A 23728-nucleotide genomic window follows, 5' to 3' on the forward strand; every position below is an offset into this window, starting at 1 on the left:
ATCAGAAGGACTGGCGCAGCGAGATGCCGCCGGCGGTGGTGTTTCCCGCCAGAGCGTCGAAGCTGCGCGAGGCGTAGAGGTCCAGGTGGAGGCGGTCGGTCAGCTTCATGTTGGCGCTGACGCCCACCTCCCACCACCCATCCGCGGTGTGCTGCGAATCGAGCAGGCCGGAGCGGGGGACGTTCTCAAGCCCTTCGAACTGGCCGCGCGTCACTTCGGACACGGCATTGCTGGTCCAGTTGCGCGAGACGGAAGCGCCGATGTAATGGTCCGCGTTCTTGCCGAAAGCATGGTCGATGCGCACGGTGCTGCCGAGCGTCCAGGTCGGTTCGCGGGTTTCGAGATCGACGAGATCGGCGAATTCCGGCGCGGGGCGCAGCAGGCGGCCTTCGGCATAGGAGCCGACGACCGTGGGGGTCACGAACCAGCGCGGCGAGAGGGGGAAGATGCGCCCGAAATCGCCGCCCAGCGCGTAGTAGCCGCTGCTTTTCGCGCCGGTGCTCTCGCGGCTGCCGCGCTCGGTGGTGATCCGGCCGTAGTCCTGCCGGCCGTAGCTGGCCCAGCCATCGACCACCCAGTTGTCGAAGTTGCCGCCGGCGCCGAGAGTGGCAACGTAATAGTCCGAGGGCAGCGCCGTATAGGCCTGGATCAGCGTGCCGTGATAGCGCATCAGCCCGCCCCGCACATAGCCCCGGCCGACCTGCCGGGTCAGCGAAAGCGATTGCCAGGACCCATCCGGGCCATCGTCGCGGTTGCTGACCCCGGCAGAGGCGGTAACCGTCCAGGGCGCGGCGCGGAGCGGGGGCTGATCGGCATTCGCCGGATCTTCGGCACTTGAGTCGGTAGCGGCCGGAGCAGCCTCGGTCGAAAGGGTTGCGCCTTCCTGCGTGGCGCTCGCTTCGGGTAGAGGCGCCGTATCTTGCGCCAGTGCCGGTGACGACAGGGCGGCCGCGCCTGCCAGCAGCAGGCAGGCCGGCAAGGAATGCAGCATCAGGCGGCCTTTCGCAGGGTCGGATCGAAGGCCGCGGCCGGCACGGTCACGCGGGCGGCGAAGCCGTCGCCGCCGTGCACGAAATGGACGTCGCCGCCATGGGCGCGGGCGATCGAGCGGCACACCGCCAGGCCCAGGCCGGTGCCGTTCTGCCCCGACTTGCGGGCCGTTTCCGAGCGGTAGAACGGCTCGAAGGCGCGGTCGAACTCGTCCTCGGGGATACCCGGCCCGGCATCGACGATCTCCGCCACGGCCTCACCGTCGAGGAGGCTGACGCGGACCTTGGCGCTGTCTCCGTACTTGATGGCGTTTTCCAGCAGGTTGCCGAGCAGGCGGCGAATGCCCACCGGGTCGACTTCGACGGGAATATGGAGATTGTGCTCGATCGTCACCTTGCCGCCCACCAATTGCGCATCGGCAACGCTGCCGGCGATGAGATCGGCAAAATCCACGCGTTTGCGCGGGCCGGGGGTGGAGGCATCGCGAATGAAGGCGATGACCTGGCTGATCATCGCTTCCATCTCGGTCACTTCCTTGAGCAGCCCTTCGCGCTGGTCGTCCGGCACGTCCTCGATGCGGAAGCGCAGGCGGGTGAGCGGGGTACGCAAGTCGTGGCTGATGGCGCCGACCATCGCCGTGCGGTCGTCCACGAAGGCGCGCAGCCGATAGCGCATCTGGTTGAAGGCATTGGCCGCGCGGCCGATCTCGGCCGGGCCGGAGAGCGGTAGGATCGTGGCCGAAGGATCGCGGCCGAGTTGCTCGGCGGCCTGCGCGAAGTCCTTGAGCGGCACGACGATGCGGCGCGCGAACAGCCAGGCTAGCGGGCTGATGATCGCCAGGGACAGCGCGAACCACAGCATCACGCGCTTCTGCCAGGCATTCGGGAAGGGCTCGGCGCGGGGGGCGACGGCCAGCCACTGGCCGTCCGGCTGACGGGTGGCGGCTACGAAGTCACCTTCGATGAATGGAGGCGAGGTGAGGGCGAAGAAGCTGCCTTCCGCGTGGCGGAACGGGATCGGCTGCGGCGCACCCGGCACTGCGGGCAGGGGCGTGGCAGTCTCGGCCGCGGACGTTGCCAGCGGCGTGGGCACGGCGGAGGCGCTGGCCGAGGGCGAAGCCAGCGTGACCGGAGGCAGCGGGATCGAGACCGCGACCGGGCGGCTGGCCAGCGTGGGACTGGCGATCGGATCGGGTGTGGCGATAGGCAGGGTGGCGCGCGGGATGTCGTTCATGCTCGGCATGACCGGGGCCGGAAGCCCCCCGCCGATCGCGCCATTGCCCATGGGGCCGGCCATGGGTCCGGTCATGCCGCCCGGCCGCGCGCCGGGGGAGACGAACTGGCCGGGATGACCGTCCTGGTTCGCCACGCCGCCTGAGGGATTTCCGGGCGCCGCGGTCTGGCCGCCCGTGCCGGCGCCGGGCGTGGCATTGCCGGGGTTTTGGCCGCCGGATGGCGCACCGGGCTGGCCTCCGCCAGGGCGCTGGCCGCCCGGCGCGGCGCCGGGAACCTTGCCACCGGGAACCTTGCCACCGGGCATGGCGCCGCCCGGAACGTGGCCGCCCGGCCTCGCGCCGCCGCCCGGCATCGCGGGGCGGGGCATGGACGGAACGTGGGGCATCGATCCGCCCGGGGGCATGCCGCCGGGGAAGTGCCCGCCGGGCATGCCGCTGGGACCGGGAGCGCCGCCCGGCGGGGGGCCGCCGGGAATCGACTGGGCATCGGCCGATCCCACCAGCAGCGCGGAAACCCTGGCGCCGGGGCTGATCGCCGCGCCCTTGCTTTCCACCATCGCCAGCGGGGACCGGGCATTGCTCGGCACCGCGACGCCGCCGACCGGCAGCTGGGTGTAGAAGGCCAGGACCACGTCCTTGCGGTGCCGCCCGAGTCGCTGGGCCAGGGCATCGCGCGAGGATTCCGAGACCAGCCAGCCCTGTCCGCTCACGTCGGGCGGGCCGACCATGGGCTTGCGCTCCAGCCGATCGGACAGATCGCCGGTGGTCAGCGCGCTGGCGACTTCGTCGATGTTCCACCGGGCCGTCGGGCTGGGAGGCAGGATCACCGTGAGGCCGAGCGTCACCAGCTGCGCACCGATCAGCGCGCAGACGAGGATGACGATCATCTGCATCGCCAGGGGCAGTCCGAGTCGGTTGGTCAGGCGGGGCGGGGTCATGGCTGCGCCATTGCCACGAATCGCCCGCTATTTCGAGCCGTGGCATTTCGAGCGGCGGCTTCAGCGCCGAACCTGCGGATTGTCGCCAGGGTCGGGGCGAAGGATGGGCCGGAGGACGTGGGGCTTGCCGGCGGATATTGCGGCGCGGGCTCGGAAGAGAGGGACACCGCTCTTCCGAACCCGCTCCGCGCCCCCATCATGCAGCGGGACGCTGCCTGGCGGGGACGGTCACCTCGTGGCCTGTCCGGCGATCGTGCCGGAGGGCAATCTCTCTGTTGGCCAGCCCGCCTGGAGCCGCTGGCACGAAGCGCCGGGTACCACCGATTTGTGTCACTATCGGGTAGGGTTTCCGGCCATCCTCGGAGCGATATAATTCCGGGGCCGTCGCAGGACAGGGCGGGTGCGACTACGTGACCTGTCGCTGCGACGGACCCGGCGCCGTCCGGCGCCTTGGCGGTGGCTAACCGGACGGCGGTTCCGGCCGTTCCGGAGGAATGCAGCATCGCCGCGAAGGCAACGGGGGATGTCGCCGAAGACGCGCCGCAGTCCATCCAGGACGGAACCTGACGAACTCGAATGTTCATGTCGCTGGATTTTGCGGTTCGAGTTTGCCTGCGGATTTCACGCAGATTGCAATGGCGTTACCGGGCTGTCGCAAGCTGTATCGCCGCTGAAATCCGCGTGGAACACGGGGTTCCTATCGGCGCACAATGATCCTAGAACGTGCCCCGATGGACCTCGAAACCCGCATCCTCATCGTCGACGACGATGACGGCATCCGCTCGCTCATCAGCGAGTTCCTGGGAAAACACGGTTACGCCACCGAGACGGCCGCCGACCCCAGCGCCATGCGCGAGCATCTGGCGCGGGAGCACTTCGATCTCATCGTGCTGGACGTGATGATGCCGCGCGAGGACGGGCTGACGGCGCTGCGCGGGCTTGGCCCCGATGCGCCGCCGGTCATCATGCTTTCCGCCGTGGGCAGCGATGTCGACCGCATCGTCGGGCTGGAAATGGGTGCCGACGACTACCTGGCGAAGCCCTGCAATCCCCGCGAGCTGCTGGCCCGCATCCGCACCGTGCTGCGCCGGCGCGCCGGGGCTGGCGGCAGCGCCGCGGTGGACCGCGTCGTCTCGGCCGCCACCGCCCGTTCCGGCGCCCCGGAACCGCGGCCGGTCAACGACATCCATTCAGGCGAATGTCTCTATTTCTCCGGCTGGCGCATGGACGTGGGCCTGCGCCTGCTGTTCGACCCGGCCAATCGCCTGATCTCGCTTTCGGATGGCGAATTCCGGTTGCTCCGCGCCTTTGCCGAGCATCCGCGCCGCGTGCTCACCCGCGACCAGCTTCTCGACTGGTCGCGCGGGGAGGACAGCGATCACTACGACCGCGCCATCGACGTGCAGCTTTCGCGCCTGCGCCGCAAGCTGGCGGAAGGCGAGGGCGGCGGCGACATCATCCGCACCGTGCGCAACGAGGGCTATCTTTTCGTGCCCTCCGTGTCCGGAGACATTTCACCTGCATGACAGCCCGGCCGCTGCGGCAGGGCGTTTCGCCATGGAGGTGAAATGCACCTGAAATCCGATCGCAAACGCCGGCTTTCAATCCTCGTCGTGACCTGATCCGCGACGCCGGTCTCCCGGCCCCGTCGCGCGACTTGCGACACGCGGGGAGATTGCAATGGAAGACTACCATCAAGACCACCATTCGGGCGGGGACCTGGACTGCGACCAGGGGCATCACGGCGGCCTGCTTCACGACCTGAAGACGATCGGTGAGAATATCATGGGTCGGCGCCGCGCGCTGGCCATCCTGGCCAGTGCGGGGGGCTTCACTGCCGTTACCGCCTGCGGGGGTGACGACGGTTCCACGTCGACCAGCAGCGGATCGACCGCCACGACGAGTTCCACCAGCACGTCGAGCACGAGTTCGACCAGCACATCGTCGACCAGCACTTCTTCCACCAGCTCCGGCGGCACCTCCTCCAGCAGCTGCATCGCCGATCCCACCGAGACCAACGGGCCTTACCCCGCGGACGGCACCAACAGCGCGAGCGGTTCGACCTCCAACGTACTGACCGTCAGCGGCGTGGTGCGTTCGGACATCCGCTCCAGCTTCATCAACTCCACGACCACGGCAGACGGGGTCAAGCTGGAGCTGACCTTGCAACTGGTGGACGTGAACAACGGCTGCGCCGCCATCGAGGGCGCGGCGATCTACGTCTGGCACTGCGATGCTGCGGGCAAGTACTCGCTCTATTCGAGCGGGGTCACCACGGAGAGCTACTTGCGCGGCGTGCAGGTGACCGATGCCGAGGGCAAGGTGACTTTCACGACGATCTACCCGGCCTGCTATTCCGGGCGCTGGCCGCATATCCACTTCGAGATCTTCACGGGCGGCCTGACTTCGGCCAGCACGGGCCGCACGGCCAGCCTGATCTCGCAGCTGGCCATGCCGGCGGCCACCAACACCGCCGTCTTCACCGGCGACACGCGCTACACCGCCAGCATCGCCAATTACAACGCGATCTCGATCTCCTCGGACAATGTCTTCGGCGACAACAGTTCGGCACAGATCGCCCAGATGACCCCCACGCTGAGTGGCAGCGCCACGGCCGGATATACCGGCACCGCGCTCATCGGCATCGCCACCTGACCGGCGCTCCATCGTAATCGCCGCCCCGAAAGGGGCGGCTCATCGAGACTCCTCGCCGCCTGGCGAGCGACAACCTGCCTGAGGGCGATGGCGATGCGGCGCAGGATCGTTCCTGCGCCGCGCCGGCAGCCTTACGCTCACGAAGAGATCCGAACATCATGACCTCGCTGCACACGTCTTCCAGCATCGGCGCGCTCGTTCTCGCACTTTGCGCCGCGCCTTCGCTCGCCGCCACGACCGTTTCCACCTCCACCACCAAGGCGCTCGTCACCTCCAGCGCGGGTGACGTGACCGTGACCGAGGACGGCACCATCACCCTGCCCAGCGGCAGCGCGATCACGGTGGACAGCAACAATGCCGTCGATCTCGAAGGCGCTCTGGTTCTTGACGATGCCGATGGCGCCAGCGGCATCACCGTCAATGCCGGCACCACCGCGACGATCACCGTGGGCGAGGATGCCACCCTCACCGTCACCGAGGACTTCGTGCCGGCGGACACCGATTCGAACGGCATTGCCGACGGCTCGATCGCTTCGGCCAGCAATCGCTACGGCATCCACGTCCTGTCCGGCGCCACCACCAGCGGATCGATCCTCAACGAAGGCACGATCAAGGTGGAGGGCCTGAACTCCGGCGGCATCGTCGTCGATTCGGACTATGTCGGCAGCGTGACCAATACCGGCACCATCAACGTGATCGGCGACAACTCGGTCGGCATCTCCACCAGGAGCGTGGACGGGGACGTGACGGTGGAAGGCACTGTCTACGCCACCGGCGCGGGCGCCCAGGCCCTGGTGGTGGACGGCGACGTCAGCGGCACCGTGACCATCCAGGGCACCGTCTCGCAGCGCGCCTCCTACACGGACGACGACAGCGACACGATCGTGCTTTCGCGTGCCGCCCTCCGCTCGGGCGCGGCGGCGGTGGAGATCACCGGCAATGTCGCTGGCGGCATCTACGTGGCGGCGCCCCCGGTCGACAACGACAGTTCGAACGACGACGAGGACGGCGACGGTGTCGACGATGACGATGAAGGCACCGGAGCGGTCATCGCCTACGGCAACGGCCCGGCGATCCAGGTCGGCGGCACCAGCGACATCACCGTGGGCGGCGTGTCTAGCAATTCCGGCACGTACTCGATCGCCATCGACGGCTCGGTCAGCGCCAACGCCTATTACAGCAATACCGATGCCTATGGCCTGGTGATCGGCGGGCAGGGCGGCAACGTCACCCTGACCGACGGGATCGGGGTGACCGGCTCGCTGAACGCCACGACTTACGATTCGGCCGCGACGGCGCTGCTCATCAATGCCGGAAGCACAGTGACCAGCCTCTATAACAGCGGTTCGATCACGGCCTCCATCACTTCGCAGGGCGAAGGCTCCACAACGGCGATCCGGGATCTCTCGGGCACCCTGACCACGATCGACAACACCGGCTTCATCGCGGCCAGCGGATCGAGCACCGACACCCGCACCGCGATCGACCTCTCCGCCAACACCACCGGCGTCACGATCAACCAGTACCTCAACGCCGCCGATATCGAGACCAGCGCCGACTACCTGGACGACAACGATACGGACACCGATCCCACCATCTACACCGCGATCACCGGCAATATCCTGCTGGGATCGGGCAATGACACCATCAATGCCTCGTCGGGCACGATCACCGGCAACACCACTTTCGGCGACGGCGACGATACGCTGAACCTGTCCGGCAACACGGTCTACACCGGCGACGTCTATTTCGGCAGCGGTACCGGCACGGCCACCATGGCCGGAACCTCCAGCTTCGTCGGCACGATGGACTTCGACGGTGAGAGCGGCACCCTCACTTTGTCCGACAGCGCGGTCTATTCGGGCAACTTCAGCAATGCCGACAACCTGACGGTCACCGTGGGCAGCGGGGCAAAGCTGACCGCCAGCGATTCGGACACCATCGGCTTCGGCAGCCTGATCGTGAAATCGGGCGGCTCGCTGGGTGTCTATATCGACACTTCGGAAGGCAGCAGTTCGCTTTACACCGTGGCCAATGCCACGCTGGAGGACGGGGCCAAGATCACGGCGACAGTCACCGATCTTGGCGATGCAGAAGGGACCTACACGGTGCTCACCGCCAGCAGCCTCGACGTGCAGGGCACGCTCAATTCGACCGACACCGACCTGCCCTTCATCTACAACGGCGATGTCACGACCGACGCGAACAGCATCTATCTCACCATCGCGCGCAAGACGACCGACGAACTGGGCCTCACCCGCAGCGAGGCTTCGGCTTGGGATGCGATCTACGCCACTGCCCAGAACGACGACAGCCTGACCTCCAGTCTGCTCCAGGTCGAGGATTCGGCCACGCTCCAGAGCCAGGTCGCCGGGCTTCTGCCGGACCATTCGGGCGGCGTCTTCGATGCCGTGACTCATGGCGACCGCATGGCTTCTCGCCACCTTTCGGACGAAACCTCGCTCTTCACGATCTCCGACGTCGGCGGCTGGTTCGAACCGGTCTACTGGCGCACCGCCAAGGATGCCGGTTCGACAGCGGGTTACAAGGCGAGCGGCTGGGGCCTCTCCGCCGGTGCCGAGCGCCGGACGAACCTGGGCTACTTCGGCGTTTCCTATGCCTGGCTCCACGGCACGGTGAAGGATAATGGCGGCACGGGCGATCTCGGCGTGGGCCAGCACGACTTCGGCCTGTTCTGGCGCACCGGGAAGGGGCCGTTCATGGCCTGGGCACGCATCGGGGCCTCAAAGATCTCGGTCGATTCCACCCGCACCTTCACCGGCACCATCGACGATACCGACTTCACGTATTCCGCCGATGGCAAGTGGAACGGCTGGCTGATCTCGGGCCTGGCCGGTGCGTCCTATCGCTTCCAGATGTCACGCCGCTTCAACCTCAAGCCCAAGCTGGAGCTGGAGCAGTTCTGGCTGAAGGAGAACGGCTACAGCGAAACGGCCGACAGCGATGCGGTGGCGCTGACCGTGGCAGACCGCACCAGCAAGATGACCACGGTGACGCCGACCGTGACGGCGTCCTATTCGCTCGGGACCATATCGCCCGACTGGCGCCCGCTGACGTTCCAGTTCGAAGGCGGTCGCCGCGAAGTGGTGTCGGGCAAGCTCGGCAGCACCACGGCCTATTTCAACGGCGGAGACACTTACGATGCCGGGGAGGCCTTCACCATCACGCCCGAAAGCCTGAAGGGTGCCTGGGTCAGCGAAGTCTCGATGCTGGCCGGTGGCTACGACTTCACCTGGAAGCTGTCCGCCCGCGCCGAACGGACCCAGGACGCCACCGATCTCTCCGCCCGCGCTTCATTGAGTGTAGCGTTTTAACGCGTAGCGACCCGCTAAAGGCCGGTGCGTAGCGTTTTAACGCGCAGCGACGCGCTTAAGGCCGGGGATCGTGGATCCTCGGCCGCACGTCGTCCCGGACTTGCTCCGGGACGCCGCCGTTCTGCCGGCGGCTCTACGCTCCGCGCAGCTCGGTCAGGCGGCGCTCCCAGGCGAGTGCGTGTTCGACGATCGTGCCCAGGTCGGCATATTTCGGCTGCCAGGGCAGGGTGGCCTTGATCCGACGGTTGTCCGAGATGAGCGAATCGGGATCGCCCGCGCGCCGGCCCTGCATGCGGCGGTCGATCGTGCGGTTGGTGACGCGGTCGACCGCGTCGAGCACTTCCAGCACCGAGAAGCCCTGGCCGTAACCGCAGTTCATCGTCAGCGATTCTCCCGGCGCCGCGATCAGCTGTTCGAGCGCGAGGACGTGCGCATTGGCGAGGTCGGAGACGTGGATGTAGTCGCGCACGCCGGTGCCGTCCGGCGTGTCGAAGTCCGTGCCGAACACGGCGACATGCTCCCGCTTGCCCAGGGCCGCTTCCACCGCGACCTTGATGAGATGGGTGGCACCCGCCGTCGACTGTCCGGTGCGGGCTTGCGGATCGGCACCGGCGACATTGAAATAGCGCAGCGCGCAGTAATTGAAGTCATGCGCGCGGGAGACGTCGGCCAGCATGGTCTCCGTCATCAGCTTGGACATGCCGTAAGGGTTGATCGGCAGCTTCGGGCTGTCCTCGGTGACCGGGGAGACTTCCGGGATGCCGTAAGTGGCGGCCGTGGAGCTGAAGATGAAGTGCGGCACGCCCGCCTTCACTGCCGCGTCGATCAGGGCGCGGCTCTTGGCGGTGTTGTTGTGGTAGTACTTCAGCGGGTTCTCGACCGATTCCGGCACGATGATCGAGCCGGCGAAGTGCATCACCGCCTGGATACCCTCTTCCCGGAAGATCCGGGCGAGCAGTGCGGCATCCTCGATGTCGCCTTCGTAGAGCGGGACGCCTTCCGGCAGGGCGAAGCGAAAGCCCGTGGTGAGGTTGTCGATCACGACCACCGGCCAACCGGCGTCCTTGAGGGCGAGAACGGCGTGGCTGCCGATATAGCCGGCGCCGCCGGTGACAAGAACGGGGATCTTGGAGGTCATGGTCTCGCTCTGATGGACGGCAGGAAGTGGGATGGAGAAATCGATTGGAACGGGTTGCTACGGCGGCTTTGTTGAACGGCCCATTCGCGCTGCGCAAGTGGGCATGAAAGCAGCGCGCGCGAACCGGGTTCAAGGACGACCCCAGGATTATGCGCTGCGCTGCGGTGCGTCAAAGCCAACTGCGTCCAAAGCCGCACCATCCTTGCACCTCCGGTAACCAATCCGGAGCAGTCTGCAGGTCCCGGCGAATACTGTACCTGAACTGAACACGCCCTATAAAGTGCAGTTCAGGGCGATTCCGACATCTGTCATGCCGATTGCTATCCATTGCATAGTTATCCGGGATTCGCTGCCGGATCGGTTCGAACGCAGGTCTGCCGGCCGTTTGATTTCGCACTTGCGGAAGAGATTTGCGACGTGCCGTTTTAGGAGTGGGCTTTGCCGTTTTCGAGCGCCGTCCAGGCACTTGCACCCCAATGCGCTCCTGATTACCCGAATAGGCACCCGGTCACCCCATCGGGGGCATTGACTTAAGCCTTATGGAGAAAACCGTAAGTGCGCTGCACAAAGACGCTTCTTGTTGGGCTCGCTGTCCTAATTTCAGGTACCATCCTGACAGGATGTACCTCCACCATGACGTCGAACCCGGATGTTCCGGTCGGCGAAGCTGCCTATCAGACGATTCCCGCCACGGTTCCGGCGCCCACTGTCTATGCGATCTCGCCGAAGGACGTCCTTCAGGTGCGGGTCTTCGGAGAGCCCGATCTCTCCGTGGAGAAGGCGCGCGTGGACGAGGCGGGCTTCATCCAGCTTCCCCTGGCCGGGCAGATCAAGGCCGCCGGCCGCAGCGCGCCCGAAGTGTCGAGCGATGTGACGGCCGTGCTTGGGCGCAAGTATCTGAAAAACCCGCAAGTCGCCATCTCGGTAGACGAAGCCGCGCCGCGCTTCGTATCGGTGGAAGGCGAAGTGAAGGTTCCCGGCGTCTATGAACTGACCAGCAATACCACCCTCCTGGGCGCGCTGGCGCGGGCGCAGAGCCCGCTGGTCACCGCCAAGCTGGACCAGGTGGTGATCTTCCGCACGATCAACGGACAGCGCATGGCCGCGCGCTTCGACCTGAAGGACATTCGCGGCGGCGTCAGCCCCGATCCGATCGTCATGGACGGCGATGTGGTGGTGGTTGGTTTCTCGAAAATTAAGGGGCTTTGGCAGGACTTCCTGAGAACCGCGCCAATATTCAATGCCTTCGCAGTCTTCGCCCGCTGACCGTTCCGGCAGCGGGCCGTGGCGGCCAAGGACAGTGATTTCGAGCGCAGGGCCGGTCCAACGGCCCTCGCAGAGCCTTTCGAATGCGATCCTCCTGCCATCCTCGCAGCGACCATTGCGCCGGTGCGAGCCAGACAGGCCGGGCCGCGGCTGCGGCTGCGGCTTGTCGGGCTGGAAGGTCGCTCCGACCTGAATTCAGTGCCTCCGGTACTGTGAACACAACGCCCAGTGAAAGGATAAGCTATGTTGAATCCTGAAAGCGGCGGGACCGATCCTATGAATTATCGCGTGGCCTTCTTGTCCCCTGTCTCCTTTTTTAAAGGAGGAGCGGAGCGATCGCTGTTCGACCTGATGGCAAACCCGCATGTCGACCCGCTGCTGGTGGTGCCTGCCGAAGGGCCGGTGTCCGAGCAGGCGGCGAGCCGGGGCATCCCCGTGGAAGTCGTCGATTTCGGCCAGGTCGCCGCGATCCGCCGCCCGGTGCGCCCCTCCAGCGTGGGCGCGGCCTTCGGGGACTGGTTCGGCGCCGCGCGCAAGCTCATGGCCGTGACGAAGCGCCACGGTGCCGACATCGTCCATAGCAACGGACTGAAGGCCCACTGCATTGCCGGCCTGGCGCGCAAGCTGGGCGGAGAAGCCTGCGTGTTCCACGTTCGCGACATCGCCGTGCGCGGTTCGGAGCGCCTGATCTGGAAGGGCCTCGCCCGCAGTTCCGACCATACCGTGCTCGTCAGCCGCGCCTGCTGGCCGGGCGAGATGCTGCCGGGCAATGTCTCGGTGGTGTTCAACGGCGTGAAGCAGGACGGGGCAGCCCAACCGCTCCAGTCCGTCCAGGCTCCCTCTGCCGCCGCGCTGCAGGCGCCGCGCGCCCATGCCCCGCTGGTCGTGGGCATTTGTGGGCGCATCCATCCCTTCAAGGGGCACCACGTCGCCATCGACTGGATGGGCGCCGCCCGTCGCCGCGGGATCGACATCACCCTGCTGGTGCGCGGTGAAGCGGAAGCGGAGGATCGTCCCTACCTCGAAAGCCTGAAGCGCCAGGCCGAAGCCCTGGGCCTCGCCGATTCGGTTCGCTTCGAAGGCCGCTTCGAAGGGCTGGCGGCGATCTACAACGGCCTCGATGCCGTGCTCGTGCCTTCCGAGACGCCCGATCCGCTGCCGCGTTCGGTGATGGAGGCGATGTCGATGGGGCTGCCCGTGGTCGGCTACCCGGCCGGCGGCATCGTCGAAATGATCGACCACCGCGAGAACGGCTGGCTGGCCGGCGATGCGGAAGCCTTCTGCGCGGCCATGGAGGAGATCTCCAGCCTCGGTCCCATGCTCGTCGAATTGCAGAAATCCGCCGCGCGCACGGTGGCGGAACGGTTCGGCATGGAGCGCATGCACCGGCAGGTGAACCAGGTCTATTCGACGGTGCTCGGCCGGTGATCCGCTGGGGCCAAGGCCCGAACCGGCCCGGAGAAGGGCTGGGGCGCGCGCTTGGTGCGGGACGCCGCCGTGCGCGGCGCGCCCGCCTGCGCACCGGTCTGTTCGGCGCCGCGCTCCTGCTCTGCCCGGGGGCGCTGCTGGCAGCGGCTTTGTTGCTGCAGCCCGGCACCGTCCGGTCCGACCGGCACGTCTCCGCGCCCGTGGCGCAAGTGGTGGGCATTGCCGGCAACGACCTGACCCCCGCCGATCTCGACCGCGTTTCCGGGCTGGGGCTCCATTTCGTGCGCAGCGATTTCAGCTGGGCCCGCACCGAGCGCAAGCCGGGCGTCTACGACTTCGGCCCCTATCTGGAGTTCGCACGCGAAGTTCATGCGCGCGGCATGCGCCCGCTGTTCATCCTGGACTACGGCAACCCGGTCCATACGCCTTTCACCAGGATCCAGTGGCGTGGCCGCGACGAGCGGCGCACCTCGCCGCCGGTCGCGCCGGACCAGATCGCGGCCTACAGCAAGTGGGCCGCCGCCGCCGCCAAGGCCTTCGCGGCCTACGACCCGATCTGGGAGGTCTGGAACGAGCCCGATCACCCTCGCTTCTGGCCGCCCAAGCCCGATGCCGCCGCTTATGGCCGCATGGCACTGGCGGCCTGCCAGGCCATCCATTCGGCGGGCCGGGCCGAAGTCTACGGTCCCGCCGCCTCCAAGTGGGTGGACGGTCCGTTCCTGACGGCGCTGGCAGGGTCCAGGGCCATCACCTGCTTCGACCGGATCAGCGTCCATCCCTATCAGATGACCGGCGATGCCGCGCGCGATGGCGCATTGTGGGACGGGCTGTGGCACCGCATTGCGGCGGGGGGGCAGGTGAAGACGCCCCGGATCGCCAATTCCGAATGGGGCCGCCCCGTCGTCGGCCGCGTCGACGATCAGGCCCAGGCGCGCTACCTGGTCCGCACGCTGGTTTCGGCGCTGGCGGCGGGCGTTGCGCCCAACATCTGGTATTCCTGGAAGGACGCCGGCACCGATCCGGCCAACGACCAGCATCATTTCGGCCTGCTCCTGCCCGACGGTTCGCCCAAGCCGGCGTTCCTGGCGTTGCAGACCATGCTCCGGCAGGTCGGTGCCCTGCGCTATGCCTGCCCGGTCCAGCGTGCCGGCGTGGAAGGTGCGATCTTCGCGGCCGACCCGCAAGCCGGCGGCAGCAGCGTGAAGGCGCTGGTCTGGGCCAAGACCGGCGTGGCGCGGCTGGAGCCCGGCAAGATCGCGCCGACCGGCTGGAAGGTCTCCGGCCTGGCCGACATGACCGGAAAGCCCCTCGAAGGCGGCGAGCAGAAGCTTGGCAATGCGCCCGTCTACTTGCGGCTCGTGCCGGAAAAGACCGGCGCGCAACCCACCCTGAACTGCCCCGAACGCACATGAGCGCGAGCGATATGAACATGACTGGCCGCAACGGAGACAGTACGTCCATGACGTCCCGACGAATTCTCTTCATCATCCGCTCCTACCGGCCCGACCAGGTCGGCGGCGGCGCCAAGTCCGTGCAGACCCTGGCCGAGGGCCTGGTCGAGCGGGGGCACGACGTGCACATCCTGCGCCTGGCCCCGCGCGGGGAGGAAGCCGCCACCTTGCGCGCCGGCATGGAGGCCGGAGTGACCGGGCCGGGCAAGCCGACGCTGCACGTCCTGCCGATCCGCAACATCTACTGGCCTTACGACAAGCGCCGCCGCTCCCCGGCGATGAAGGCGGTGTGGCACGCGCTGGACCTCTGGAACTTCCGCGCCGCGCGGGACGTGCGCCAGATGCTGGACATCATCCGCCCCGACGTGGTCAACACCAGCATCATCGACGGCTTTTCCACCGCGATCCTGCGCGAGGCCAAGCGCAGCGGCGCGCGGCTGATCCACACCATGCGCGACTACTATCTGATCTGCAGCCGCTCGGGCATGTACCGCGCGGGCGAGAACTGCACGTCGCTCTGTTCGGGCTGCAAGGTGGTGCGGGGGGTCAACCGCCGCCAGACCCGCAATGTCGACATGTTCCTGTCCAACAGTGCCTTCGTGGCGGATACCCACCGCCGCCACGGCGCGTTCGGGGAAGACAAGCCGTGTGCGGTGCAGTGGAACGTCAACGACCGCCCGCTGGTGCCTGAGGCGAAGCGGCTGGCCGATGGCGCGCCGATGGTCTTCGGCTATATCGGCCGGCTCGCTCCCACCAAGGGCGTGGAGAAGCTGATCGAGGCCGTGCGCCGCCTGCCGCAGGGCGGCCGGCCGTGGTCGCTGGTGATCGCCGGTGACGGGGAGCCCGAATATGTGGCCGGGCTGAAGGCGCAGGCTGCGGGCGATCCGCGCGTGCAGTTCCTCGGCTGGCAGGCCGCGGAAGACTTCTATGGCGCGGTCGACGTGGTGGTCTGCCCCTCGGTCTACAACGAGCCGCTGCCCCGCGTGATCTACGAGGCTTACGGCTTCGCGCTGCCGGTCGTCGCCTCACGCGTGGGCGGCAATCCGGAAGTCGTCACTCCCGCCGAGACCGGCGAGCTTTACGACGGCGAGGATGCCGGCGAGCTGGCCGATAAGATCCAGCATTTCCGCACGCTCTCCGCCGACAGCTATGCCCGCTACAGTGCCGGCGCGCTCGACATGGGTGCGGTGTTCACATCGGGTGCGGTGATCGATCGCTACGAGAGCCATCTGGACCGGCTGTTCGATGCGGCCTGAGCGCGAAATGGCTGTGACCGACGGCACTTTCGCCCCGGCCGACCTCCACGCCGCCCCTGGCACTCTGCCGGCGCGCGGCCTGCCGGTGGGACGGTTCAGCCCGAGCAGCGGCATTCTGCGCGCTTGGCAGCGCATGAGCGGGCTCTGGGCCTCGGGACCGGCGGGGCGGGTGCTCGCGCGGGTGATCCGGGGGCACATCCGCCGCGCCTATGGCTGCTACATCGCGCCGACCACTCATGTCGGCGAGGGCGTCTACCTGCCGCATCCGGTGGGCGTGGTGATCGGTGACAATGCCGTGATCGGAGACGGGGTGACGATCTACCAGCACGTCACCATCGGCCAGGACGGCGCCGCCGGGCGCTGCCCGCGCATCGGCGCCGGGGCCACGATCTTCGCGGGCGCGACGGTGATCGGCGGCATCGAGATCGGCGCGGGTGCAGTGATCGGCGCCAATGCCGTGGTCAAGACATCGGTTCCTGCGGGGCACATCGCCGTCGGCGTACCGGCGCGGATCCTGCCGCCGCGTCCGTTTGGCCATGAAGCCCTGCAAACGGAGGCTTTGCGCACGGAGGCCCGGCGATGAGCGGGGCGCGGGCCATGGAAGGCGCGGGCCTCGTCTCGCTCTGGCGGCGCATGTGCCGGCTCTACCCGCGCGGTCGCATGGGGCGCGCCATGGCGACGGTGATCCGGCGCTACATCCACTGGCGCTATGCCTGCCACATCTCCCCGCTTTCGCGCCCGGCGGGGTGGATCAACCTGCCGCATCCGGTGGGCATCGTGGTGGGCCACGATGTCGAGATCGGTGAGAACGCCACGATCTACCAGCACGTCACCATCGGCCAGTCGGGCCGGGAGGAAGGCTACCCCGTCGTGGGACCGGGTGCGGTGATCTACGCCGGCGCGGTCGTCGTCGGCCCGGTCCGCATCGGCCGCGAGGCGCGGATCGGCGCGAATTCCGTGGTCCTCCAGGACGTGCCGGACGGCGCCACCTCGGTCGGCGCCCCGGCCCGGATCGTCACGCAGAAGCGCAAGGACCTCCTGGCCGTATGAAGCTCGGGCGCATGAAACTCTCCAAGGGCGCGATCACCACCGCGGCACTGGGCATATCGAGCGGACTCAACTTCCTCTCGCTGATCGTCTGGACTCACCTGCTCAGCCCGGCCGAGTTCGGCACTTATGCGCTCGTCTCGGCGACGGTGCTGTTCCTCAACGCCACGATCTTCGAGTGGCTGCGCCTTACCGCCTCGCGCCTGCTTTACGACCCCGCGGCCGAGCATCAGCTCAACCCGGACATCGCCAATGCCCTCGCCACCGTCGGGCTGGGCCTGATCCTGCTGCTGCTTCCGGTGGCGCTGTCGCTGCGCGGCTTCCAGGTTCATTTCATGGGTGTTGCGCCCGACTGGTGGCCGGCGATGTGGCTCTGGCTCTTTTCCGAGATGCTCTTTGCGATCAGCACTGTCGGCGCGCGCCTTCGCCTGCTCAGCTGGCGCTTCTTCGCGATGATGACGCTGCGCTCCTCGCTCTCCCTGGCGGTGGGTGCGGTGCTGGTCTGGTTCTTCGACATGGGCGCGCTGGGCGTGGCCATCGGCATTCTCGGCGCCCAGATCGGCTGCGCGGTGCTTGCCAACGTCACGGACGCGGCCTGGCGCAATTTGCGGCCGCTGCAGGCGCGGGCGGCGGACCTGAAGGAAATCCTGCGCTACGGCGCGCCGCTGATCGTCAGTTCGGGGCTCGGCTATGCCAGCGCCGTGGCGGATCGCTACATCGTTTCCTCCACGCTGGGGAAGGCGGCGGTCGGCCAGTATTCGGTCTCCGTGGACCTCATGCAGAAGACCGTGATCTTCCTGATGCTGGCGGTCAATCTCTCGGCCTATCCGGCCATCGTCCGCGCGTTCGAGAACGAGGGACGCGAGGCGGGCGAGAAGATCCTGGCGGAGAACTTCATCGTCTACCTGATGATCGGCGCCCCGGCCGCGGCCGTGCTGGCGGCGCTTTCGCCGGGGGTGGCGCATCTTTTCGTCGGTCCCTCGTTCCGCGACACCGTGGCCATGCTGCTGCCTTATGTGGCGATCGCCGCCATCCTCAAGGCGCTGACCACGTTCCACCTTTCGGTGGCGCTGCAACTGGTGAAGAAGACGCGGCTGCTGATCATCTCGCCGGCGGTCAACCTGGCATTGCTGGTTCCCAGCGGCATCATAGGGGTGAAGCTGGCGGGCCTCACCGGCATGGCGATCGGCATAGCGGTCTCGCAGATCGGCAGTTTCGCACTGTTCTACGCGGTGGTGAGCCGCCATGTTCGCACACCGCTGCTGACGCGCGCCTCCGCCTTCGTGGTCGTGCTCTCGCTGGCACTCGGCGCTGCACTGGTGCCGCTGCGCGGCTTCAGCGAGCCGGTCGCCTGCCTGGCCTTGCTTGGCGCGGCGGGTGCCTTCTATTGCCTGGTGGTCTGGCGCGGGCACGGCTGGATCATGCGCAACAGCCAGAGCTGGAGCGCGGCATGAGTGCCGGCGCGCTTCCTTACGGCCCGCGCCCCGCAAGGAAGCGGAGCCAGAACTTCGCCGCCCTGCTGACCACGCTGACCGGCGCGGCGGTGCTGCTCATCATGGCGCGCGAAGTCTTCGGCGGCGCGGCGCGCTACTATTTCGACCGCTTCGGCCTGGGGCCGCTCTGGTTCATTCCCGATCTTGCCGTGATCGCGGTGGTGCTGGCACGCCTGCTGCTGGCGGCCGTGACGCTGCGGCTGCCGACGCCCCTGATCTGGCTTTTCGCGGCGACGGCGGTGCAGATGGCTGTCGGCATCGTGGTCTACCAGAATGCCGTGGCCGTGTTCTCCGGCTTCAAGCTGCTCTGCCCGCTGATCGCGGTGCTCATGCTGCCCCCCACGTATCTCAACGCCAAAGTCTGGCGATGGGCCTGCCTGGCGCTGTTGGTGTTGGGGATCGCCGGCGTGGCGATAGACACCCGCGCGACGATGCCCTGGACGGGCTACTCGGTCTCGCAATTCGGCGTCGAGCGCGAGGCCGGGCGCGAATGGTGGATCCACGGGCAGGAGCGCATCGCCGGGCTGGGTGCGGCGAGCAGCGCCTCGGCCAGCATCCTGCTGCTGCTGGCGCTGATCGTGCTGCGGCAGGCCCGCACCTGGCATGTGCGCCTGATGATCTATGTGGCGACGCTCTGGGCGCTCAACGTCACGACCTCGCGCACCAACCTGATCGCGCTGGCCGTGGCCATGGTGATCGACTTCTGGCCCTGGCGCTGGTTCCAGGGGCTTGGGCCGGGCCGCATGGCGCTGGGCGCCCTGCTTTCGGTGTGCTTCTTCCTGCCGGCTCTGGCTGGGCTCTGGTTCCTTGCCATCGACGGCGTGGGAGAGATCTCGGTGGGCATGAGCAGCATGGTCGTGCGCGTTCACGTCACCTGGCCGGGGATCTGGGACATGATCGTCGATGGCGGCCCGGCGACGGCCCTGCTGGGCCACGGTTTCGGATCGGTGGGGCCATCGGCTTTCTACACGGGCGTCTATGTCTCGCCGTTCAGCGCGGTGGACAACCTGTTCCTCTACATCTTCTACCAGTTCGGCCTGTTCGGCGTGCTGATGGGCGTGGAACTGATCCGCCGCCTGGTGCGGGTGCCGCGGCCGGACCGGCACATCGGCTTCGTGATCGCCATCCTCTCCGCCACGATCAACTGCCAGGGTGCGGCGCCGCTCGTGCTGATCGGCCTTGCCGCCTCGCTCGGCGCCTATCCGGCGCTGGCGAGCGGCGCGCGCGGCCGGATTCAGAAAGCGATCCGCGCGCTGCCCCGCCCCGCTCCCAACCCTTACCCCAACCCCCGCCGAGACCCCGAAAACCGCCACTGGGCGCGGGGGCCCTGGACGCCGGGAACGTCATGACCATGCACCGAGGACCCCATGCGCATTAAGGGCCTGGACGCCGCACGCGGCGTCGCCATCCTCTTCGTCGTGTTCGGCCATGTCTGGCGCGGACTGGACGGACAGGGCCTGGTCGATCCACACGTGTTCCAGACCATCGACCGCGCCGTCTACTTGTTCCACATGCCGGTGTTCTTCCTGATTTCCGGCATGCTGTTCAAGGCGCCGGAGAGGCTGGGCGGCGGCGCGCTGCGGAACGGGCTGTCGCGGATCTCGATCAACCTGCTCTGGCCGATGTGCCTCTGGGCCTGGGTGGAAGGCTGCGTCCATCTCGTGACCGGAGCGGGCAACAAGGGGCGCATCTCGCCCTTCGAAGTGCTGACTTATCCGTTCCCGCCCAAGAGCGTGTTCTGGTTCCTGCTCGCGCTGTTCCTGTTCCAGGCGGTGGCCATGGTGCTGCGGGGAAGGGCCGCGGCGGCCGCGATCGCGGCGGCCTGCCTGGCCGCCGTCGTGGTGCTGCAGCCGCAGGGCCTGACCGGGCAGATCCTCCAGCACGCCCCCTTCTTCTTCGTGGGCCTGCTGGCGGGTACGCGCTGGCTGGAGAGGGGCCTGCCGCTCGTGCCCTGCCTCGCAGCCTTCCTCGCGGCCGAGGCGTCGGCCTTCCTGCTCGCCGTCTCGCCCTTCGACACTGTGCCCGCCTATCTGTGCGGCGGCGCGGCCTGCGTCGCTTTCCTCGGCCTCTGCCTGAACGGCGGGGCGCTGCTGGACAAGCTGGGCGCCCGGAAGCTCGGCGAGCGGACCATGCCGATCTACCTCACGCACATCATCTTCGCTGCCGGCATGCGCGTGGTGCTGACGCGGCTGGGGCTCGGCAATGTCGCCGTGGTCGTGCTGGTATCGACGGCGGCGGGCGTGCTGCTGCCGCTGGTCCTGTTCGACCTTTCGCGCCGCTGCGGCCTTGCCGGCGTGCTGGGCTTCGAGCCGCTGCGAAAACGCCGGGGCCGGGAAGAACCTTTCGTCCAAGCGTCTGCCCGGCCCGAGTTCGCCGATGGCCCTTCCGTTGGCAGCGGGGCCTGATACCGGACGAGCAGGCCCGGTCCCGGCAAAGGCGGCCATGAAAAAAGGGGCCGCGTCAGTGACGCAGCCCCCCCGTTTCCTGCAAGGATCGGCCGCTCAGACCTGGTAATAGTCCCGGTACCAATCCACGAACTTCGCCACGCCTTCGGTAACCGAAGTGGTGGGGCGGTAGCCCGTCAGTTCCTGCAGCAGCGAGGCGTCGGCCCAGGTTGCGGGCACGTCGCCCGGCTGCATCGGCATCATGTTGATCTCGGCCTTCACGCCCGTTGCCGTTTCGATGGCGCGCACGAAGTCCATGAGCTGCACCGAATCCGAATTGCCGATGTTCACGGCACGCCAGGGCGCGACCGGCGAAAGACTATCGTGCCCGGCGATGTCCTCGGCGCTTTCCGGGCGTACCGGCGCGCTGTCGATGAGGAGACGGATGCCCTGGACGAGATCTTCGACATACGTGAAGTCCCGCTTCATGTCGCCATGGTTGTAGACGTCGATCGGCTTGCCGGCGAGGATGTTCTTGGTGAACTTGAACAGCGCCATGTCCGGGCGGCCCCACGGCCCGTAGACCGTGAAGAAGCGGAACATCGTTATCGGCAGATCGTAGAGATGCGCATAGGAATGCGCCATCGCTTCATTGGCCTTCTTCGTCGCCGCGTAGAACGACATCTGCGTATCGACCTTGTGAGTCTCCGCATAAGGCATCTCGGTATTGGCGCCGTAGACCGAGGAGGTCGATGCCATCAGCATGTGCTGCGGCGGATAGGCCCGCGCGGCTTCCAGCATCTCGAACACGCCGATCAGGTTCGCTTCCACATAGGCGCGCGGATTGTCGATCGAATAGCGCACGCCCGCCTGGGCCGCGAGATTGACCACGATCTCGGGCCGTTCATCGGCGAAGATCTGCATCAGCCGCTCGGGGTCTTCGAGCTTGCCCTTGATGAAGTGGAAATGCTCGGACTGGCTGAGCATCGCCACCCGCCGCTCCTTCAGCGCGACTTCGTAATAATCGTTCAGGCTGTCCAGGCCGATCACCCGGAAACCGTCATCCAGCAGTCTGCGGCAAAGGTAGTACCCAATAAAACCCGCGGCACCCGTAATCAAAGCCGTACGGGGGGCAGCCTTGCCGACGACGTCATCAGTCATGCTAAAGTCCAGATTTTGTGGAGATGTCCGTACTTTCTGGAGGCCCGAGACGCACTTGGCAAGTCGCCCGAAAGGGCAGGCGTCCGACTGAGGGAACGGGTGGCCGACAGTTTTACGAGCGGTTGTTCTCAGTCGAGCGGATTTGGGCAACGAGGCGCGTCCGGCGATCCCATCCTACAAATTCGATTGCAGGAGGTGGGCGCGGAACGACAATCGATTTTGCAGCGCGGCAAAGCGCGCATTCGGTGCGCCATTCAGAAGCCGAGGTTGCCCCTGCACTGGGGGCCGCATGTCCCGCATCGGTACCGGAAATTGGTAAATCGTGCTGAAACTATTATTCTTATTCAACAAGATGACTGCAAGATGAACAAGCCCGGTGGCAAGGCTAGGGCGCCGTCATCGCCGCGAATCGATTCGCTTGTCGAGACCCGGAACAGTGCCTGACGGTGCGTGCGACATGCCTCGTCGGGCTTCTTTTAGCTGCGCCGCAGCATGGCGGTTCGATGTCTTTCATCGTCAATTTGCGGACAAGAATGGATTCCGTCGCGTTACTGCACCCGATTATCCCATATTCTGCGCAGGCGCTTGAACAGGCTCGCGATCCTCGGCAGAGCACTCGTGCCCATCGGTAGCAGTTTGACCTGCTGGAAGTTTCCGATATTTCCCCGCATCGGAAGCCCCGGTTCAAGCGGCCGGGGCGCACTTGTCGAACCTGCCCCGTCCGGGGCGGTCAGAGGAGCAGAAATGAAGATCGCTGTTGCAGGCGTTGGCTATGTCGGTCTGTCGAATGCGCTGTTGCTGGCGCAGAACCACGAAGTCGTGGCCAAGGATGTCGTGGCCGCCAAGGTGGACATGATCAATGCCGGTCGCTCGCCGATCGTCGATGCCGAGTGCGAGGCTTTCCTCCGCCGCGATGACCTGAATCTGCGCGCCACGCTGGATGCCGCGGAAGCCTATCGCGGCGCCGACTACGTGATCATCGCCGCGCCCACCAATTATGACGAAGTGACCAACCGCTTCGACACCAGCCTGGTCGAAGCCGTCATCCGCGAGGTCATGGACCATGCGCCCGATGCGGTCATGGTGATCAAGTCCACCATCCCCGTGGGCTTCACCGCCGCGACTTCCGAGGCGATGGGCACGCGCAACCTGATCTTCAGCCCCGAGTTCCTGCGCGAGGGCAGGGCGCTTCACGACAATCTCCATCCCAGTCGAATCGTGGTGGGGGAGCAGTCGGAGCGGGCAAAAGTCTTTGCGGAACTGCTGCTGGAAGGCGCGATCAAGAAGGATGTACCGGTCCTGTTTACGGATCCGTCCGAAGCCGAAGCCATCAAGCTATTTGCGAATACCTACCTCGCGATGCGTGTGGCCTATTTCAACGAGCTGGACAGCTATGCGCTTTCGCGCGGGCTGGAGGCGCGCCAGATCATCGAAGGCATCGGCCTCGATCCGCGCATCGGCTCGCACTACAACAACCCTTCGTTCGGCTATGGCGGATACTGCCTGCCGAAGGACACGAAGCAGTTGCTGGCCAATTACCACGATGTCCCGCAGACCATCATCGGTGCGATCGTGGAGGCGAATCGGACGCGCAAGGACTTCATTTCCGACATGGTCCTGTCGCGCAGGCCCAGGGTGGTGGGTTTCTACCGCCTGGTCATGAAAGCCGGTTCCGACAATTTCCGCCAAAGCTCGATCCAGGGGATCATGAAGCGCATCAAGGCCAAGGGCATCGAGACGGTGCTCTACGAGCCGAGCTATCCCGATGACAGCTTCTTCAACACCCCGGTCGAAGCCGATCTGGAGACGTTCAAGCGGCGCGCCGACGTGATCGTCACCAACCGGATACTGCCCGAACTCGACGACGTGAGGGACAAGGTCTTCTCGCGCGATCTGTTCGGGTCCGACTAGCGCAAGGCCGGGCTTCGCCCGGCGGCGTCCCGCCCCATCCT

Annotated in this window: 17 protein-coding genes; 13 read left to right on the plus strand and 4 right to left on the minus strand. The window is 66.7% G+C overall.

Annotated elements, in window-relative coordinates; translation table 11 throughout:
* Position 1 precedes the first annotated feature (1 nt).
* Positions 2-991: an autotransporter domain-containing protein gene (locus ACZ1J6_RS20705; protein ID WP_465127950.1), complete on the minus strand. Its 990-nt coding sequence runs from the start codon at positions 989-991 to the stop codon at positions 2-4.
* Positions 991-3162, minus strand: a complete 2172-nt coding sequence (locus ACZ1J6_RS20710) for an ATP-binding protein (RefSeq protein ID WP_465127951.1) — start codon at positions 3160-3162, stop codon at positions 991-993. The genes ACZ1J6_RS20705 and ACZ1J6_RS20710 overlap by 1 nt, the downstream gene beginning before the upstream one ends.
* A gap of 710 nt (positions 3163-3872) precedes the next feature.
* Here ACZ1J6_RS20710 and ACZ1J6_RS20715 point away from each other — a divergent pair.
* The 3 genes from ACZ1J6_RS20715 (at position 3873) to ACZ1J6_RS20725 (ending at position 9152) form a co-directional block, all read left to right on the plus strand.
* Complete coding sequence (locus tag ACZ1J6_RS20715) at positions 3873-4688, plus strand: response regulator (protein WP_243840969.1); 816 nt, start codon at positions 3873-3875, stop codon at positions 4686-4688.
* Between the two features lie 154 nt (positions 4689-4842).
* Entirely contained in the window at positions 4843-5817 is a 975-nt protein-coding gene (locus tag ACZ1J6_RS20720) for an intradiol ring-cleavage dioxygenase (protein ID WP_314464096.1), read from the plus strand.
* A gap of 158 nt (positions 5818-5975) precedes the next feature.
* Positions 5976-9152 (plus strand): autotransporter domain-containing protein, encoded by a 3177-nt coding sequence (locus ACZ1J6_RS20725; RefSeq protein ID WP_465127952.1) that lies wholly within the window; start codon positions 5976-5978, stop codon positions 9150-9152.
* Positions 9153-9285: 133 nt separating this feature from the next.
* On the opposite strand, the gene galE is transcribed toward ACZ1J6_RS20725, so the two are convergent.
* A complete protein-coding gene (galE, locus tag ACZ1J6_RS20730) occupies positions 9286-10290 on the minus strand; it encodes a UDP-glucose 4-epimerase GalE (RefSeq protein ID WP_132268365.1) in 1005 nt (334 codons plus the stop codon).
* A 633-nt stretch (positions 10291-10923) separates the two neighbouring features.
* On the opposite strand from galE, the gene ACZ1J6_RS20735 reads away from it, so the two are divergent.
* From ACZ1J6_RS20735 to ACZ1J6_RS20775, 9 genes are all read left to right on the plus strand, one after another.
* Complete coding sequence (locus tag ACZ1J6_RS20735) at positions 10924-11556, plus strand: polysaccharide biosynthesis/export family protein (protein WP_132268367.1); 633 nt, start codon at positions 10924-10926, stop codon at positions 11554-11556.
* A 351-nt stretch (positions 11557-11907) separates the two neighbouring features.
* Positions 11908-12984, plus strand: coding sequence for a glycosyltransferase family 4 protein (locus tag ACZ1J6_RS20740; RefSeq protein WP_465127953.1), 1077 nt, complete (start codon positions 11908-11910; stop codon positions 12982-12984).
* Positions 12981-14396, plus strand: a complete 1416-nt coding sequence (locus ACZ1J6_RS20745; protein WP_465127954.1) for a hypothetical protein — start codon at positions 12981-12983, stop codon at positions 14394-14396. The genes ACZ1J6_RS20740 and ACZ1J6_RS20745 overlap by 4 nt, the downstream gene beginning before the upstream one ends.
* A 47-nt stretch (positions 14397-14443) precedes the next feature.
* Positions 14444-15691, plus strand: a complete 1248-nt coding sequence (locus ACZ1J6_RS20750; protein ID WP_465127955.1) for a glycosyltransferase family 4 protein — start codon at positions 14444-14446, stop codon at positions 15689-15691.
* Between the two features lie 7 nt (positions 15692-15698).
* Positions 15699-16274 carry a serine O-acetyltransferase gene (locus ACZ1J6_RS20755; protein ID WP_465127956.1) on the plus strand — a complete coding sequence of 192 codons (576 nt, stop codon included), beginning with the start codon at positions 15699-15701 and terminating at the stop codon, positions 16272-16274.
* Positions 16271-16741 carry a serine O-acetyltransferase gene (locus ACZ1J6_RS20760; RefSeq protein ID WP_132268377.1) on the plus strand — a complete coding sequence of 157 codons (471 nt, stop codon included), beginning with the start codon at positions 16271-16273 and terminating at the stop codon, positions 16739-16741. The genes ACZ1J6_RS20755 and ACZ1J6_RS20760 overlap by 4 nt, the downstream gene beginning before the upstream one ends.
* Before the next feature lie 11 nt (positions 16742-16752).
* Positions 16753-18192, plus strand: a complete 1440-nt coding sequence (locus tag ACZ1J6_RS20765; RefSeq protein WP_465127957.1) for a lipopolysaccharide biosynthesis protein — start codon at positions 16753-16755, stop codon at positions 18190-18192.
* Positions 18189-19580, plus strand: coding sequence for an O-antigen ligase family protein (locus ACZ1J6_RS20770; RefSeq protein ID WP_465127958.1), 1392 nt, complete (start codon positions 18189-18191; stop codon positions 19578-19580). Before ACZ1J6_RS20765 ends, ACZ1J6_RS20770 begins: the two co-directional genes overlap by 4 nt.
* An 18-nt stretch (positions 19581-19598) precedes the next feature.
* The gene (locus ACZ1J6_RS20775; RefSeq protein WP_465127959.1) at positions 19599-20636 is read left to right on the plus strand and encodes an acyltransferase family protein; all 1038 of its coding nucleotides are present in this window, start codon (positions 19599-19601) and stop codon (positions 20634-20636) included.
* Between the two features lie 96 nt (positions 20637-20732).
* Here ACZ1J6_RS20775 and ACZ1J6_RS20780 read toward each other — a convergent pair whose 3' ends face one another.
* Positions 20733-21776: an SDR family NAD(P)-dependent oxidoreductase gene (locus ACZ1J6_RS20780; RefSeq protein WP_132268384.1), complete on the minus strand. Its 1044-nt coding sequence runs from the start codon at positions 21774-21776 to the stop codon at positions 20733-20735.
* Positions 21777-22520: 744 nt separating this feature from the next.
* Here ACZ1J6_RS20780 and ACZ1J6_RS20785 point away from each other — a divergent pair.
* Positions 22521-23687, plus strand: a complete 1167-nt coding sequence (locus ACZ1J6_RS20785; protein WP_465127960.1) for a nucleotide sugar dehydrogenase — start codon at positions 22521-22523, stop codon at positions 23685-23687.
* Positions 23688-23728: the final 41 nt, after the last annotated feature.

The sequence above is a fragment of the Novosphingobium sp. BL-S-21 genome (genome assembly GCF_055521655.1).